13 protein-coding genes are annotated in these 16,886 nt (G+C 69.0%); 2 read left to right on the forward strand and 11 right to left on the reverse strand.

All coding sequences use genetic code 11. From position 1 onward, the window contains the following. Positions 1-6: 6 nt before the first annotated feature. On the reverse strand, positions 7-7,173 hold the full coding sequence (locus DDF62_RS23880) for an autotransporter-associated beta strand repeat-containing protein (RefSeq protein ID WP_116491428.1): 7,167 nt from the start codon (positions 7,171-7,173) through the stop codon (positions 7-9). A 247-nt stretch (positions 7,174-7,420) separates the two neighbouring features. Next, entirely contained in the window at positions 7,421-8,344 is a 924-nt protein-coding gene (locus DDF62_RS23885; protein ID WP_165832370.1) for an AraC family transcriptional regulator, read from the reverse strand. Here DDF62_RS23885 and DDF62_RS25790 point away from each other — a divergent pair. Further along, positions 8,322-8,615 carry a hypothetical protein gene (locus tag DDF62_RS25790; protein WP_165832371.1) on the forward strand — a complete coding sequence of 98 codons (294 nt, stop codon included), beginning with the start codon at positions 8,322-8,324 and terminating at the stop codon, positions 8,613-8,615. The genes DDF62_RS23885 and DDF62_RS25790 overlap by 23 nt on opposite strands. On the opposite strand, the gene guaA is transcribed toward DDF62_RS25790, so the two are convergent. From guaA to DDF62_RS23930, 9 genes are all read right to left on the reverse strand, one after another. Next, entirely contained in the window at positions 8,570-10,129 is a 1,560-nt protein-coding gene (gene guaA, locus DDF62_RS23890) for a glutamine-hydrolyzing GMP synthase (protein WP_116491430.1), read from the reverse strand. The two genes, DDF62_RS25790 and guaA, sit on opposite strands and share 46 nt — an antisense overlap. A gap of 31 nt (positions 10,130-10,160) precedes the next feature. After that, on the reverse strand, positions 10,161-11,438 hold the full coding sequence (locus DDF62_RS23895; RefSeq protein ID WP_116491431.1) for an RsmB/NOP family class I SAM-dependent RNA methyltransferase: 1,278 nt from the start codon (positions 11,436-11,438) through the stop codon (positions 10,161-10,163). A gap of 4 nt (positions 11,439-11,442) precedes the next feature. Next, positions 11,443-11,838: an MAPEG family protein gene (locus tag DDF62_RS23900; protein WP_116491432.1), complete on the reverse strand. Its 396-nt coding sequence runs from the start codon at positions 11,836-11,838 to the stop codon at positions 11,443-11,445. A gap of 3 nt (positions 11,839-11,841) precedes the next feature. Further along, positions 11,842-13,305 carry an IMP dehydrogenase gene (gene guaB / locus DDF62_RS23905; RefSeq protein WP_116491433.1) on the reverse strand — a complete coding sequence of 488 codons (1,464 nt, stop codon included), beginning with the start codon at positions 13,303-13,305 and terminating at the stop codon, positions 11,842-11,844. 89 nt (positions 13,306-13,394) lie between these two features. Then, a complete protein-coding gene (locus DDF62_RS23910; protein WP_116491434.1) occupies positions 13,395-13,766 on the reverse strand; it encodes a type II toxin-antitoxin system VapC family toxin in 372 nt (123 codons plus the stop codon). Between the two features lie 5 nt (positions 13,767-13,771). Further along, positions 13,772-13,960: a type II toxin-antitoxin system VapB family antitoxin gene (locus DDF62_RS23915; protein ID WP_116491435.1), complete on the reverse strand. Its 189-nt coding sequence runs from the start codon at positions 13,958-13,960 to the stop codon at positions 13,772-13,774. Positions 13,961-14,038: 78 nt separating this feature from the next. Next, complete coding sequence (locus DDF62_RS23920; protein ID WP_133244987.1) at positions 14,039-14,551, reverse strand: hypothetical protein; 513 nt, start codon at positions 14,549-14,551, stop codon at positions 14,039-14,041. Between the two features lie 7 nt (positions 14,552-14,558). Beyond that, positions 14,559-15,266 (reverse strand): RlmE family RNA methyltransferase, encoded by a 708-nt coding sequence (locus DDF62_RS23925; RefSeq protein ID WP_165832372.1) that lies wholly within the window; start codon positions 15,264-15,266, stop codon positions 14,559-14,561. Further along, positions 15,263-16,384 carry a Ppx/GppA phosphatase family protein gene (locus DDF62_RS23930; RefSeq protein WP_116491437.1) on the reverse strand — a complete coding sequence of 374 codons (1,122 nt, stop codon included), beginning with the start codon at positions 16,382-16,384 and terminating at the stop codon, positions 15,263-15,265. The genes DDF62_RS23925 and DDF62_RS23930 overlap by 4 nt, the downstream gene beginning before the upstream one ends. 158 nt (positions 16,385-16,542) lie before the next feature. Here DDF62_RS23930 and hspQ point away from each other — a divergent pair, with 158 nt between their 5' ends. Further along, a complete protein-coding gene (gene hspQ / locus DDF62_RS23935) occupies positions 16,543-16,872 on the forward strand; it encodes a heat shock protein HspQ (protein WP_116491438.1) in 330 nt (109 codons plus the stop codon). Positions 16,873-16,886 lie beyond the last annotated feature (14 nt).

A 16,886-nucleotide genomic window follows, 5' to 3' on the forward strand; every position in this document is an offset into this window, starting at 1 on the left:
CGTCGATCAGAACCTCCAGCTGATCTGGGCGCGGGCCCCATGGTCGGTCGAGCGATCGCCGTAGCTGCCCGAATAGGTCACGCCCAGCACCGCGGCTTTGCCGAGGTCGGCTTCCAGGCCCAGATTGACGGCGAGGCTGTCCTTGTCGATCGGAGCTCCGACGATCCCGAACGACGGCGCGCCGGTGAACGACAGGTCGATGCTCGGCGCACGATCACCGAACGCATGGCGCAGCGCGGCCGAACCGGTGAGGCGCAGGTTGAGCTCTCCCGCGTTCAGGTCGCTCTTCAGGCGCACCCCGACCGAACCATAGGCCAGGTGGTCGTCACCGCCGCCATGCAGCGCGGCGCTGCCGCCCCGCTCGCTGACATCGGCGTCGGTGAGCGCGACATAAGCGAGGCCGGCATACGGCTGCAGCGTCACGCCCGCCAAGTCGCGCTTCACGGCGACTTCGCCGAACGCCTGATAGGTGCGGGCCGAATAGTCGCTGGCCAGAGTCTCGCCGAACGTCCCGAACGCGACCCGACGCGAGGCCTTGATGGCGTGCCACGCATAGGCGCCGCCGAGCTGGAACGACACCCCGCCGCGTTCCGCCAGGACATAGCCGCCGAGGTGATAGGTCTCGACATCGTGCTTGGCGCGAGCGGTCTTCAGGTCGCCGGCGCTGTAGCCCACGGCGACGCCAGCGCGAATGTCGCGCCCCAGCGAGCCGTCGTAGCCGGTCAAGAACCCCTGGACGTCGCGGTCGTAGCTCTGCGCGTTGCCGTCGCCCTTCATCGAGCCCCAGCCGCCAAAGGTCTCGCCCCACGCCGACGGTCCCTCGACGCCGGCCAGGTCGCCCCGCGCCAGGATCGCGTCGCGCACGAAGCGGCTGTCCTGGATCAGCGAGCCGCGCAGGCTGGCATAGTCCGAACCAGCCAGCTGGTCGAAGGCGTCACGGGCTTGTTCGGTCGAAAGATTGACCACCGAGTCGAAGACCGGATTGTCCCAGCCCAGATGCTCGGCGCCCGCCCCCGCCGCGACCTGGTTCGAGGTCACGCCGATATCGGCGAAGCTGATGTCGTTGCGCCGCAGCCGCAGATAGACGTTGAAGCCATCATAGCGGAGCGACGGGTCGAGGAAGGCCAGGTTCGAGGTCACGCCGTCGAACTTGCCGCCAGCCGCGAGGCCGCCATTGGCGTGCAGGATCACATAGCTGGTTTCCGGCCTGTAGGTCCCAGCGCCCGCCAGGACCCTGACGATCCCGCCCTGGATCGTGGCCACGCCGGACGCGACGATCTTGTCCGACTGGCCCGCCACGTCCGCCTCGACCTCGAAGACCGAGCCGGGCTTGAAGGTGACGCCGCCGGCGACGTTCAGCGTGCCGATCGAGTTGCCAGGCGCGATCGTGCCCGACACGACCGTGGTCCCCACCGTGCCGACGCCCTGCAGGCGAGCGCCGGACCAGACGTCCAGCATGCCGCCGAGCACGCCGTTCACCGCCAGCGTGCCCCGCTCGACCATGGTCGCGCCGGTGAAGCCGCCTGACGCGCCGGTCAGTTCCGTCTTGCCTGCGCCGATCTGACGAAGGGCGCCGGAGCCGCTGATTGCTCCGGCGAAGGTCAGGTTGTCGGAACGATCGAACGCCAGCGCGCCATTCGCCACGACGTCGCCGCGGATGGAGCCGCTCGTCCCACCTGCGCCGAGGTTCAGCTGAGCGCCCGAGGTGATCGTCGTGCCGCCGGCATAGGTGTTGTTGGCGGTGAAGGTCACGCCGCCGCCCAGGATGCGCATCGCGCCCGAACCGGAGACCAGGCCGCCGAAAGTGATGGCGTCCGACCGGTCGAAGGCCAGCACGCCGTTGTTGGCGACATCGCCGACGATCGAGCCCGAGGTCCCGCCATCACCGATCTGCAGCGTACCAGCGCGGATAGAGGCGCCGCCGCCGTAGGTGTTGGCGCCCGTCAGGATCAGCGTGCCGGCCTCGGTCTTGACGATCCCGCCCGCGCCAGTGATCGCCACACCGATCTTGGCGGCGTCGGCCAGCACGCGGATCTCGCTGCCCGCGGCGGCGGTGACCAGTTGTCCGGTTCCGGTCAGCTCATAGCCTTCGTCGACGAACTGCAGGCCCAGGAAGCTCTGCGCGCCCTCCACAGAGACGCGTCCGCCGGTGAAACCGCCGGCGTCCTTGAAGATCGCATGATTGCCCGCCCAGGCAGCCGGGGTGTTGCCGCCCTGGTTCAGCCATTGCGGGTTGGCCGCTCTCCAGACGCCGTCGCCGCCCTGCCAGTGCTGCAAGGTGTCGTCGCCGGGAATGAGCGTGGTGCTGATGAAGAGATCGACCCGGCCGCTACCCGCCTGCAGGGTGTAGTCCACGTTGCTCAGCGAGGGGGTGGCGCCGACCGTCGCCGTATTGGCGGTCAAGGCGCCGCCATAGGTGATCAGGCGATAGTAGCCCAGCCCGGCGACGCCGTCGGCCAAGGCCGCGCTCTGCGATAGATTGACCACGCCGTTCAGCGCCAGGTCGCCGCTGACGACCAAGCGGTCGCTGACGCCCGGCGAGGCCGACGCCGCACCGGGGGCGCCCAGCTCGATGTCGAGGTTGGCGCCCGATGCGAGGGTGAGATCGCCCGCGATCGAAAGCGAACCGACGGAATTGCCCGGCGCCAGATGGCCGCCGCTCTGGACGATGGTGTCGCCGACCGTGCCCGTGCCGCCCAGTGTCGCGCCGGAAGCGACGGTGACCGTCGACCTGCCCAGGGAGCCGTTGACCGCCAGGGTTCCCGCATCGACCGAGGTCGCACCCGTGAACCCCGAGGAATCGCCGGTCAGGACCAGCTTGCCCGAACCGGTCTGGCGGAGAAGGCCGGAACCGTCGATGACGCCGGCGAAGGCCAGGCTGTCGGAGCGATTGAACGCCAGCGCGCCGTTGACGAGGACGTCGCCGGCGATCGTCCCCGTCGTCCCGCCGGCGCCCAGCGTCAGCTGGGCGCCCGAAGCGATGGTCGTGCCGCCGGCATAGGTGTTGTTGGCCGTGAAGGTCACGCCGCCGCTCAGGATGCCGGCCCCGCCCGTACCGGAGATCCGGCCGTCGAAGGTGATGGCGTCCGAACGCCGGAAGTACAGTGCGGCGTCGTTGACCACATCGCCGACGATCGAGCCCGAAGTTCCGCCGTCGCCGATCTGCAGCGCGCCCCCCTGGATGGTCGTGCCGCCGGCATAGGTGTTGGCGCCCGTCAGGATCAGCGTGCCCGCCTGGGTTTTGACGATCCCGCCCGCGCCGGTGATCGCCGCGCCGATCTTGGCTTGGTTGGCGAGCACGCGGATCTCGCTGCCGCCCGCTACCGTGACCAGCTGGCCATTCCCGCCGAGCTCATAGCCCTCGTCGACGAACTGCAGGCCACGGAAGCTCTGCGCGCCCGTCACCGTGACCTCGCCGCCGGTGAAGGCGCCCGCGTCCCTGAAGATGGCGTACTTGCCGGCCCAGGCGGCCGGGACGTTGCCGCCCTGGTTCAGCCATTGGCTGCTGGTCGCGCTCCAGACGCCGTCGCCGCCCTGCCAGTGCTGCAAGGTGTCGTCGCCGGGAATGAGCGTGCTGGCGATGAACAGGTCGACCCGGCCGCCGCCTGCCTGCAGCGCATAGTTCACGTTGCTGAGCGACGGCGTGGCGCCGATCGTCGCCGTGTTGGAGGTCAGGGCGCCGCCGTAGGTGATCAGGCGATAGTATCCCAGGCCCGCCGCCATGGCGGGGGTCTGCGAGAGATTGACCACGCCATTCAGCGCCAGGTCGCCGCTGACGACCACGCGGTCGCTCACGCCCGGCGAGGCCGACGACGCGCCCGGCGCAACCAGCTCGATGTCCAGGTTCGAGCCGGACGCCAGCGTCAGGTCACCCGCGATCGACAGGGTTGCGACAGATCCGATAGATCCCCCGGAGCCGGGAGCCAGATGCCCGCCGCTCTGGATGACGGTGTCGCCCACCGCGCCCGCGCCGCCCAGAGTCGCGCCGGAGGCGACGGTGAGCGTAGAGTCGGCCAGGGAGCCGTTGACCGTCAGCCTGCCCGCATCGACAGCCGTCGTCCCCGTGAAGCCCGAGGAATTGCTGGTCAGGATCAGATTGCCCGAACCTACCTGGCGCAAGGCGCCCGAGCCGCTGACGACGCCCGAGAAGCTCACGCTGTCAGAGCGATCGAAGGTCAGGCCACCGTTTACGACGGCGTCGCCGATCAAGCCGCTCGTCCCGCCTGCGCCCAGGTTCAGCTGCGCGCCCGAGGCGATGGTCGTGCCGCCGGCATAGATGTTGTCGGCGGTGAAGGTGACGCCGCCGTCCAGGATGCGCACCGCGCCCGAGCCGGAGATCCGGCCGGCGAAGGTGATGGCGTCAGACCGGTTGAAGACCAGCACGCCGCGGTTGCCGACATTGCCGATGATCGAGCCCGAAGTCCCGCCGTCGCCGATCTGCAGCGTGCCCGCATCGATCAACGTCCCACCGGTGTAGGTGTTGGCGCCCGTCAGGATCAGCGTGCCGGCCTGGGTCTTGGTGACGAGGTCCGCGCCGGTGATCGCCACGCCGATCTTGGCGACGTCGGCCAGCACGCGGATCTCGCTGCCGCCCGGCGCGGTGGCCAGCTGGCCGGTTCCGGTCAGCTCATAGCCGTCGTCGACGAATTGCAGGCCGATGAAGCTCTGCGCGCCATCCACCGTCACCAAGCCGCCCGTGAAGGCGCCGGCGTCCTTGAAGATGGCGTACTTGCCCGCCCAGGCGGCCGGGGCGTTGCCGCCGTCGTTCAGCCATTGGGTGTTGGCGGCGCTCCAGACGCCGCTTCCGCCCTGCCAGTGCTGCAGGGTGTTGTCGCCGATGACCGCGGCGTTGCTGATGTAGAGGTCGACCCGGCCGCTGCCCGCCTGCAATGCGTAGTTCACATTGCTCAGCGAGGGCGTGGTTCCGATCGTCGCCGTGTTCGCGGTCAAGGCGCCGCCATAGGTGATGAGACGGTAGTAGCCGATGCCGGCGACGCCGTCGGCGAAAGCCGCGCTCTGCGAGAGATTGACCACGCCGTTCAACGCCAGGTCGCCGCTGACGATCAGGCGGTCGCTGACGCCGGGCGAAGCCGACGATCCGCCTGGCGCGCCCAGCTCGATGTCGAGGTTGGAGCCCGATGCGAGAGTGAGGTCGCCCGCGATCGACAGCGAGCCTACCGAATTGCCCGGCGCCAGATGGCCGCCGCTCTGGATGGTGGCAGCGCCGATCGCGCCAGTACCGCCCAGCGTCGCGCCTGATGCGACGGTGACCGTCGAACCAGCCAGCGAGCCGTTGACCGTCAAGGTTCCGGACCCGACCGTGGTGGCTCCGGTGAAGCCGGACGAATCTTCGGTCAGGACCAGCTTCCCCGAGCCTGCCTTCCGGAAATCACCCGCGCCCGAAAGCACGAAGCCATAGGTTCCGTCCGTGCTCTGATCGAGGGTCAGGAACGCGCCGGCGCCGATCGACGCGTCGCTGCCGAAGAGGCCGGCCTTGGCGATCACCCCGCCGCCCGAAATCGTCCAGTTCGAGGCGGACTCGCCAGTCAGGGTCAGGGTTCCCGCACCCGTCTTGGTCACCGCGCCGCCGGTGGAGATCTGGCCGCGATAGACCCCGTCGAACGCCTGGTCGAAAACGACGCCCCGGCTGCCGGCGCCGCTGCCGAAGACCACGCTGCCGGCCAGGCTGTTGCTGTCGCCCTTCAGCACGCCTTCCCGCACCGACCAGGTCTGGTCGCCCGTGCCGGTCAGGGTCCAGGTGCTGGCGCCCAGCTTCTCGAAGGTGTCGAAGCCCATGTAGCCGTAGCCGTCAACGGACCCGTCCGACCCGATATGCATGGCGTCGAAGGTGTCGTCGTCCGCGCCGCCCAGGGCCAGCACGTTGTTGGAGCCGCCGCCGGTCACCGCCACGACGTCGCGGATCCACGAGCCGGCGTGAAGCTCCAGGCGGTTGTCGCTGCCGAACAGCTCGATCGCGTAGGCGCGCTGGAAGCTCACGCTGACGCCGCCGATGATCGTGCCCGAATTGATGATGGTGGTGGAGCCGGTGCTGGCGCCGACGACGCCCCTGCCGCCGGCGCCCCGACGGATCGCGTTCGAGGCCGGACCGCCCGCCCCGCCTTGGATCGTTCCGGCGTTGACCAGCAGCCCCGGCTGGCCGCCCGTGAAGACGATGCCCGCCCCGCCGGCGCCGGAATACATCCCGCTGAAATTCCCGTTTCCCTGGCCGCCGACGCCGCCGGCGATGACGCCGGTCGCGCTGTTCTCGATCGTGCCGCCCCAGGCGATCACGCCGATGCCGGCCGCCCCGCCGTTCGAATAGCCGTAGCCGCCCTCGCCGCCGGTGATCGTACCCGCGTTGGCGATGGTTCCCAGATTGCTGAGCACGCCGGCGGCGCCGGCCCCGCCCCAGCTGGTGAAGGTGCCCCCTGCCCCGCCTGTGATCGTGCCGCTGACGACGTTCAACGCGCCGCCGCTGTAGAGGAACAGGCCCGCGCCGCCGTTGCCGAACGAACTGCCCGTGCCGCCCGTGATGGCGCTGGCCGAACCGCCCGCGCCGCCGTTCACAGTCACCGAGCCGCCGTTCAGCAGCACCAGTCCAGCGCCGCCGCCACCGCCGCCACCGCCGCCGCCTGCACGGCCCTCGCCGCCGTCGCCCCCTGTGACGTCATAGCCTGCGGTCGTGAGCTGGACGTTCGCCCCAGTCAGCACGAGCCCGCCTCCGCCGCCGCCCCCGGCAGCGTTCGCGCCGCCGTTGGCGCCGTCCGTCGCGGCGAAGTCGACGGCCAACGAGATGGATCCTGTCGAAGCGATCTGCCAGCCCAGGCCGCCATTGCCGCCAAGGCCGCCGCCGCCGCCGCCGCCCCCACCGGCCGAGAGGTCGTTCAGCGCCCCGGGCTGCCCTCCGGCCTGGCTGCCGTTGGCGCCGGCCTCGGCCGAGCCGGTAGGCGTGCCGGCCGCCGCTCCGCCATAGCTTCCCGCGCCGGAAGCGCCGCCGCCGCCGCCCGCGACGCCGCCCGCGGGCGTGAAGGAGCCAAAGCCGGCGCCAGCGCCGCCGCCCTGGGTGATCTGCCGGGCCTGGGCCATCGGGGCGCCGAGGCCGACCGCCAGCGCCAGCACCGTGAGCGAGACCGAGTTGCGGATGGCCCGCGCTTTGTTGATCGACTGCCGCACTTTGACACCTGCCAGGCCCGTCTTGGCGGGCCGCTCCTGAACCGCAGGGACGTCAGATCGCGCCACGCGGCGCGCTCGGCTGGGCCAGGCCCGATCCCCTGAAAGGCACGCGCAGACAGGGATCGACGACGGCGTCCTCAGACGCGCAGCACCGATGATCCGTAAAACGCATGTTTTCCCGTCCCTGCCAGCGGGGCATGCGCGGAACTATGCAATCCCGGCATGAACAGCAGAGTTTGAAACGGGGTCAGTGCGCGCTGCGGCGCAGGGTGTCGGAAGGACGCTCGCCGAAGCGAAGCCGATAGGCCTGGGCGAAGCGGCCCAGCTCCCAGAAACCGTGGTCCATGGCGACATTGGTCACCAGGGTGACGGCTGGATCGCAGGCCCGCAGCCGCGCATGGACGAGGTCCAGCCGGCGATTGCGGGCGTAGCGCACCGCGCTTTCCCCCAGGAACTCCTGGCAGGCCAGGTTGAGCGTCCGCTCGGCCGCGCCCACGACCCGACAGATGTCGCCCAACGAAAGCATCTCTTCCGGGCGCTCTTCCAGGGCGCGCTCGAAACGGGCGACGATCTGGCGATGGCGCCCCAGGGCGGCCCTGTCCGGCTTGACCAGCCCCTGCGAAAGGCAGGCCATCAGCTTGTCGACGACGGCGCCCGCCAGGGCCCTGGCCGGTTGCGCCTCGCCGAGGATCTCGGGCGCGTTCTGGATCACGCCCGAAATGTCGCCCATCAACCCGATGAGTTCGTCCATCGCCGCCGACGGCGCGACGAACATGCGATCATCATCCAGCGGCGCGCCATGCGCGGCGCCCATCAGGTTGGGAGCATGCGTCGTCAACAGCTCGAACGGCATGGTGACGATGCCGAAGGCCCACGGCATGTCAGGCGGCGAGCCCGTCACGGTCCGCTCGCCTGGCCGGAAGTGAAAGATGTGCCGGCCAAAGAGCTTGCGCCCCGAGACGCGCCGCATGATCCCCGGCTCGGTGGCGAACATGAAGGTATGGACGCCGGGGATGTCCGCGGTCTGGGCGATGCCCTGGGCGAAGCGGCCCATGCCCAGGTTCAGTCCGCCGAAACTGGCCCGCGCCAGCATGCCGTCGAAGCGCCGGCTCGTCCGTTCCAGCGGAAGAGGCTTCGCCCCCGAATTGATGTCGCCGATCGCCAACGCCATCGTCTCGGGGTCCGTGAACCTGGCGAAGGCGCTCGAGGCGGGAGATCTGCTGGAGGGCGCGGATGTCATCTTGCTGCGGAGAGGTCGCGAACTGTGTCGGCTTCGCGACAATCGCCAACCGGTATGCCAAGACTCGTCAGAGGACAACCAAAGCCCGCGCCTGCACGCCCGCCTGGCGCACGATCTACGGGCAAAAAAGAAGGCGCCCGAAGGCGCCTTCCTTGATCATTCCCACTCGATCGTGCCGGGCGGCTTGCTGGTCACGTCGTAGACGACGCGGTTGACGCCGCGGACCTCGTTGATGATCCGGGTGGCGGTCTTGCCGAGGATTTCCCAGGGGAACTCGAAGAAGTCGGCGGTCATGCCGTCGGTGGAGGTCACCGCGCGCAGGGCCAGGACGTTCTCGTAGGTGCGGGCGTCGCCCATGACGCCCACCGTCTTTACGGGCAGCAGTACGGCGAAGGCCTGCCAGATCTTGTCGTAGAGGCCGGCGTTGCGAATCTCTTCGAGATAGATGGCGTCGGCGTCCTGCAGCACCTTGACCTTCTCGGGCGTGATCTCGCCCGGGATGCGGATGGCCAGGCCCGGGCCGGGGAACGGGTGGCGACCGACGAAGGCGGGCGCCAGGCCCAGCTCGACGCCGAGGGCCCGGACCTCGTCCTTGAAGAGCTCGCGCAGCGGCTCGACCAGCTTCAGCTTCATGTAGTCAGGCAGGCCGCCCACGTTGTGGTGGCTCTTGATCACGGCCGACGGGCCGCCGCGCGCCGAGACGCTCTCGACGACGTCGGGATAGAGCGTGCCCTGGGCCAGGAACTGGGCGCCGTCGATCTTGGCGGCTTCCTTGTCGAAGACGTCGATGAACAGGCGGCCGATGGTTTTGCGCTTGGTCTCGGGGTCGGAAACGCCGGCCAGCTCGCCCAGGAACAGGTCGCCGGCGTCCACGTGGACCAGCGGGATGTTGTAGTGGTCGCGGAACAGGGTGACGACCTGATCGGCCTCGTTCTTGCGCAGCAGACCGGTGTCGACGAAGACGCAGGTCAGCTGGTCGCCGATGGCCTCGTGGATCAGCACGGCGGCCACCGAGCTGTCGACGCCGCCCGACAGGCCACAGATCACCTTGCCGTCGCCGACCTGGTCGCGGATCTTCTGGACCATCTCCTGGCGGAAGGCCGCCATGGTCCAGTCGCCCTTCAGGCCGGCCAGGGCCAGGAAGTTCTTGTAGATCTGGGGGCCGTTGACGGTGTGGTAGACCTCGGGGTGGAACTGCAGCGCGTAGATCTTCTTGGCGTCGTTGGCGATGGCGGCGAAGGGCGCGCCGTTCGAGGTGCCCACCACCTCGAAGCCTTCGGGGATGGCGGTGACGCGGTCGCCGTGGCTCATCCAGACGGTTTCCAGCTCGCCCACGCCGGCCAGGCCTTCGAACAGCGGGCTCTCTTTGCCGATGGTCAGCTCCGCGCGGCCGAACTCGCCGGCGTGGCCGCCCTCGACCTTGCCGCCCAGCACGTCGCACAGCAGCTGCTGGCCGTAGCAGATGGCCAGCATCGGCAGGCCCAGATCAAAGAGCTTGCGGCCGATGCGGGGGCTGTCGGCTTCCAGCACGCTGGCCGGGCCGCCCGACAGGATGATCGCCGAGGGCTGGTAGTCATCGACCAGGGCCTCGGCCTTGTCGAAGGGATGGATCTCGCAATAGACGCCGGCCTCGCGCACCCGGCGCGCGATCAGCTGGGTCACCTGGCTGCCGAAGTCGACGATCAGGACGCGCTGGTGGTGGGTTTCGGTGGTCATCGGGCGGGTCTCCAGCGGTCGGGCGTCTAGATCAGGGGGCGTAGGTCGAGCGCTGGAGCACGGCGGCGAAGAAGCCGTCCGTACCGGCGCGGTGCGGGGTCAGGCGCAGATAGCCTTCCGGGGTCACGTGGGTGACGCCGTCGAGGGCGATCGGCTTAACGGTGAATTCGGGGTGGCGCTCGAGGAAGGCCGCGACGCGGTCCTCGTTCTCCTCGGTCAGCAGCGAGCAGGTGACGTAGACCATCCGGCCGCCGGCCTTCACGAAGGTCGAGGCGTCCTCCATGACGCTGTCCTGCTCGATCTGGCGCTTGGCCAGCTGGTCGGGCGACAGGCGCCATTTCGCGTCGGGGTGACGGCGCCAGGTTCCGGCGCCGGTGCAGGGGGCGTCGACGAAGACGACGTCGATCTTGCCTTCGAGGCCCTTCAGGGGCTGGGCCTCGATAGGCGAACGGATCTGCAGGTTGCGGACCCCTGCCCTCTGGCCGCGACGGATGGTGTCGGCCAGCCGGCGAGCATCGCTGTCGTGGGCGAAGATCTGACCGCTGTTGCCCATGGCTGCGGCGAGCGCGAGCGTCTTGCCGCCGCCGCCGGCGCAGAAGTCCAGCACCTGCTTGCCCTTGACCTCGCCGGCCACGGCCGCGGCGATCTGCGAGCCGAGGTCCTGGACCTCGAACCAGCCCTTGGAGAAGGCCGGCACGGCCTCGACCGACGGCGTACGATCGGCGGCGGCGGGCGCGGGGATACGGAAGGCGGTCGGCAGGACCCCGGCCGGCGTGGCGTTGATCGGGGCCAGGGCCTTGGCCCCACGCTCGACGTCGGCCTTCAGGGTGTTGATGCGCAGGTCGACCGGCGCACGTTCGGACAGAGCCGCCATCTCGGCGATCTGGTCGGCGCCAAGCGCCCGGGCCAGGTGCGGCTCCAGCCAGTCGGGATAGTCGCCAGCCACCGGCGCGGGCGCGCCGTCCAGCGAAACGGGATCCTTCAGGCGGGCCTGTTCGGTCTCGGACAAGGCGCCGAAGCCGTGCTCTTCCGAGGCGGCTTCCGCGATGCGCTCGGCTGGCCACTTCCAGACGAATGCGAGGACGCCCAGCACGACGCCGCGCGCCGAAGTCTCGCCCATCATCCAGCCCAGCGAGCGCTTGCGGCGCAGCGCGTCGAGCACCAGGCCCGAAACGAACGCGCGGTCCTTCGAACCGGCGTAGCGCGCGGCCTCGCCCCAGCGCTTGAGCGCCATCTTAACCGGAAAATGCCGCGTCTCGATCTCGGTCAGAACCTCGATCGCCGCGGAAACCCGTCCTCCGTCACGCATGGAGCTAAATCACCAACGCCAGAAGGACCATGGCCAGGCCCGCCATCGAGGCGACCCAGACCAGGCTGCGAACGACCGGCACGCCGAACGCATAGAGAAAGACATAGACCGCCCGGGCGCCGACATAGAGCGCGGTTCCGGCGGCGGTCAACGCGCCGAGCCGGCCGCCCAGATAGGCGACCAGCACGGCGGCGACGAAGAACGCGAAGGTCTCGCGGAAGTTGGCGAAGGCCCTTTCGAGCCGTCCGGCCATGCCGGTCAGCACGACCGGCGTCTCCCGCGAGCCGACATTCCACTTCAAGCCGCGCTGGGGCTGGGCCGCCGCGCTGGCCCACAGAAGGTGGACCAGCCCGATGACGATCGCGACCGCCAGCATCCGCAGCTCGAAGGCCATCTGCATGGCCTAGACCGCGCTCGGATAGTTCGGAGCCTCGCGCGTGATCATCACGTCATGGACGTGGCTTTCACGCAGGCCCGCGCCGGTGATCCGGACGAAGCGGGCGCGTTCCTGCAGCTCGGGAATGGTCGGCGCGCCGACATAGCCCATGGCCGCCCGCAGGCCGCCGACCAGCTGGTGCAGCACCGGGGCGATCGGCCCCTTGAACGGGGTCTGGCCCTCGATGCCTTCCGGAACGAGCTTGAAGCTGTCGGTCACTTCCTTCTGGAAGTAGCGGTCGGCCGAGCCGCGGGCCATGGCGCCCACCGAGCCCATGCCGCGATAGCTCTTGTACGAGCGGCCCTGGTACAGGAACACCTCGCCCGGCGCCTCTTCGGTGCCGGCGAACATCGAGCCCATCATGGCGGTCGAAGCGCCCGCGGCGATGGCCTTGGCCAAGTCGCCCGAGAACTTGATGCCGCCGTCGGCGATCACCGGCACGCCGCTTTCGCGGCCGGCGCGGACGGCTTCCATGATCGCGGTCAGCTGGGGCACGCCCACGCCCGCGACGATGCGGGTGGTGCAGATCGAGCCCGGGCCGATGCCCACCTTCACCGCGTCGGCGCCGGCGTCGATCAAAGCCCGCGCGGCGTCGTAGGTGGCGATGTTGCCGGCGACGATCTGGACGCGGTTGGCTTCGCGCTTGAGGCGCGAGACGGCCGCGGCGACCTGGCTGGAGTGGCCATGGGCGGTGTCGATGACGACGACGTCGACGCCGGCGTCAACAAGACCCATGGAGCGCTCGAAACCGGCGTCGCCGACGGTCGAGGCCGCGCCGACCAGCAGGCGGCCCTTGTCGTCCTTGGCGGCCAGGGGGTGAGCCTGGGCCTTCTCGATGTCCTTCACCGTGATCAGGCCGACGGCGCGGTAGGCGTCGTCGACGACGATCAGGCGTTCGATCTTGTGCTTGCGCAGAAGCTCGCGGGCCTCGCGGTGATCCACGCCCTCGCCGACCGTGATCAGGTTCTCGCGGGTCATCAGCGCCGAGGCCGGCACGTTGGCGTCGCCCTCGAAGCGCATGTCGCGGTTCGTGAGGATGCCGACCAGCTTGCCAGTCTCGCGCTCGACCACCGGGAAGCCCGAGATCTTGCGGCGGGCCGTGATCTCGCGGACCTCGGCCAGGGTGGTGTCCGGGTGGATGGTCAGCGGGTTGATGACCATGCCGCTTTCGTAGCGCTTGACCTCGCGGACGTGGTCGGCCTGCTCCTCGTTGGAGAGGTTGCGGTGCAGGATGCCCAGGCCGCCGGCCTGCGCCATGGCGATGGCGAGACGGCTTTCGGTGACCGTGTCCATGGCGGCGGACACAAGCGGGATGTTCAGACTGATTTCACGCGTGAACTTGGTCTCGGTCGTCACTTGCGTCGGCATGACGTCGGACGGACCAGGTTCGAGCAAAACGTCGTCGAAGGTGAGCCCTTCGCGAATCTCCATCGGATTCTCCATTTTGCGGCGCTCGTATAGTCGCGAGGCGGGCGTTTGTCGAGGCGTGGAGAGCGCCCTGCGGCATGAAATCTGCGCTCTCAGGCTGGAGGGCGAAATTCCAGTCCCAGATCCCGCGCCACACCTTCCAGGCGCTGATCCTGCGTCCAAAGGCGAGCGCCGGCGGTCAAGCGCACGGCCGCCAGAAGGTGCGCATCGACATGACCGATCCCCCGCCCGTAGAGCCGATGCCCTTCGACAAAGTCGAACACCTCCGCATCGGTCGCCGAGGTCGCCATCGGCATCTGCCGAAGCGCTTCCAGAAAAGCCGTTCGGTTCTTGAGATTGCCGAGCGCCAGTTCGCCGACGACGAAAGGATGGACGAGCACCCTGCTCTCTTCCAGCAACCGCACAAGCACCGCATCGGCGGCGCGAAGATGAGCAACCCAGACCGAACTATCGACCAGGATCACGCCGCCTAGGACCTTCGGCGAGGAGCAAGCTGGAGCTCGGGCTCGCTGCCGCCCAGCAGCGCCAGTCGACGTGCGCTTTCGCGCTCGACAAGAGCCTTCAGGGCCTCGCGCACCAGCGCCGCCTTTTCCTGGATGCCCGTAAGAGCGGCGGCCCGGTCCAGCAGTTCGTCGTCCAAGGCCAGTGTCGTGCGCATGGCGTGAGCTCCTTGAAGCACGAAGTATAGCATCGAACGATGCCCATATCCATGCCAGGCAGCACGCTCAAGCGGCCGTCAGGGCGCCTCGAACGGCTCGCAAACCTTTTCCCGCGGAACGAAGCTCAGCAGTCGGAAGCCGTCGCCGGTCCAGAGATAGCGATAGACCCCTGCGCGGGCCTGGTCCTCACGCGGCGCGCCGGCCAGCACGATGACGCGGCTGCGCTTCTCGAAGTTCACGCCGTGGAGCATTCCACCCACGCGGTTCGTATCCATGTAGTCCGCGCCGGGCAGCTTGGTGACACGGCCCGTCCGGGCGTCAACCGCCGCCCAGGCCACGCAGGAGGTCCCGCAGCCCCATTGGACGATCGTCATGTGGCCCGCGAAGTTCGGCCCTTGGGCCGCGCCCTCGCGCAGAGCGGTTCGAAACAACCGCTTGTCGGGCGTGTCCAGCACGGGCTTGGCGGGAACGCCGCTCCAGGCCTTCGCCGGATGACCGTCGAACCGCAGACTGTCGCGAGCGGCGCTATCGGTGATGACGCAGGCCGGCGACGCCGCCGCGATCATCATGGAGACAAACGCAGCGACCATCGGAGACCTACCTTCCCTTGAAACCCGTCGCCACGAGGAAGACCTCGGAGCTGTCCTGGCGGCTGGCCTTGGGCTTGAAGTGCTGGACCTTCTCGAAGTTCTTCTTCAGGCGGGCGATGACCTCGGAGGTCTCGCCGCCCTGGAAGGCCTTGGCGACGAAGGCGCCGCCAGGCTTCAGCGTCTCGATGGCGAACTCCGCGCCGATCTCGATCAGGCCGACGATGCGCAGGTGGTCGGTCTCGCGATGGCCGACCGTGTTGGGGGCCATGTCCGACATGACCAGATCCGGCGCGCCGCCCAGCAGTTCGAGCAGCTTGGGGGGACAGGCAGGGTCGGTGAAATCCATCTCGACGATGTGCGCCGGCTCGACCGGGTCGACGTGCAGCAGATCAACGCCGACGAGCTGCGTCACGCCGCGCTCGACGGCCACCTGCAGCCAGCCGCCGGGCGCGCAGCCCAGGTCGATGACCTTCGCGCCCTTCCTGAAGAAGCGGAACTTCTCGTCGATCTCGCTGATCTTGAAGGCCGCGCGGCTGCGATAGCCCAGCGCCCGCGCCTTGGCCGAGAACGGGTCGTTGATCTGGCGCTCCAGCCAGGCCTGCTGGCTGGGCGTGCGTCCATAGGCGGTCTTCAGGCGCGCCGGCTTGGCGCGGCCGTCCGCGTTGCCGCCCGTGGGCGGCTTGACCATGCGGCGCTTGGGGGGCTCGTCGTTCATGCGTTCACCGTTCGGGCCGAACCGGCCCCGCCACGCCGCCGTCGGCGGGGGCGCTTCTGCCGATCCGACATCAAGGACATCAGAAGCCCCTCTCTAAGCCCTCGGTCGGCGACTCGCACGCGCGAACATGGCCAAAGCTCTTGAACGGCTTGAAGAATGGCCGCGCCGGCCAGCACCAGGTCGGCGCGATCGGCCCCGATGCAGGGCTCCAGCGCCCGCTCCTTGGCGGTCAGGGTCAGCAGGCGGCCCGCGGCGGCCTCGCAGTCGGCGCGCTCCATCCAGAGACCATCGACGACGTTGCGGTCGTAGCGCGGCAGGCCCAGGTGCAGGCCCGCCAGGCTGGTGATGGCGCCGGATGTTCCGACCATGTGAGCGCGGCCAGCGTCGAAGGTCTTGCGCATGGGCGCGGCGTGCGGGAAGGCCGAGATCTTGGACTTCACCTCCTCGACCATGGCCCGGAACCAGCCATCGTCGGCCCGCTCGCCCTCGGGGAAGCGCTCGGCCAGGGTGACGACGCCGATCGGAATGGACAGCCAGGCGCGGATCGGCAGTTTCCAGGCCTCGAACTGCCTTGGTTTGGCGTCAAGCCCCCCGCCCTTGAGGTCGACCCAGGACAGCTCGGTCGAACCGCCGCCGACGTCGACGACCAGGGCCGCGTCGGCGTCGCGGTCGAACAGGCTCATGCAGCCGGCGACCGAGAGCTGGGCTTCCTCGCGCGGCGTGATGATCTGCAGGCGAAGGCCCGTCTCCTCGGCCACGCGGCGGACGAACTCGGTGCCGTTGCTGGCGCCGCGACAGGCCTGGGTGGCAACGGCCTTGACCCGGATAGCCTTGCGACGACGGATCTTCTCGGCGCAGACCTTGAGCGCGGCCATCGACCGCTCCATCGCGGCGTCGGACAACTGGCCCGTCTGGGACAGCCCCTCCCCCAACCTGACAATACGGGAATAGGCCTCGATGACGCGGAATCCGCGCGGCGAAGGCGTCGCCACCAGGAGGCGGCAATTATTGGTTCCGAGATCGAGCGCCGCGTAGCACGGCTGCTCGCCCGGAGACCGGCGCGAGCCCTGGCCGCCCTGGCCACGGGGTCCGCCGGGCGCTCTCGGCGCCTCCGACATGGTCGTTCCACCTGTCTCGCAGGCGATTCGTCACGAACCGCCTCACTTCGTCGAAGACCATAGCAACCGTGTCGATGCACCGGAAGGCGGCGTGACGCTGCAATGAACGCGGTTTACGTTCAGGATTCAGTCAGGAGACTCGTCGTAATATCTTCATCATGAACGAGAGACTCGCCAAATTCGCGATCGGCCAGGTCGTCAGACATCGCATCTTCCCCTTCCGGGGCGTGGTGTTCGACGTCGACCCGGTGTTCGCCAATACGGAGGAGTGGTGGGAGTCGATCCCCGAGGACATTCGCCCGTCCAAGGACCAGCCGTTCTATCACCTGCTGGCCGAGAACGACGACAACACCTACGTGGCCTATGTCTCCGAGCAGAACCTGCTGCCCGACGACAGCGGGGAACCCGTGCATCACCCGCAGGCGGCGCTGATCTTCGAATCCTTCGACCACGGCGCCTACAAGCTTCGCCCCCGGATCTCGCACTGACGGCAAGGCCTGAC

The organism is Caulobacter radicis, from assembly GCF_003094615.1.
Taxonomy (GTDB): Bacteria; Pseudomonadota; Alphaproteobacteria; order Caulobacterales; family Caulobacteraceae; genus Caulobacter; species Caulobacter radicis.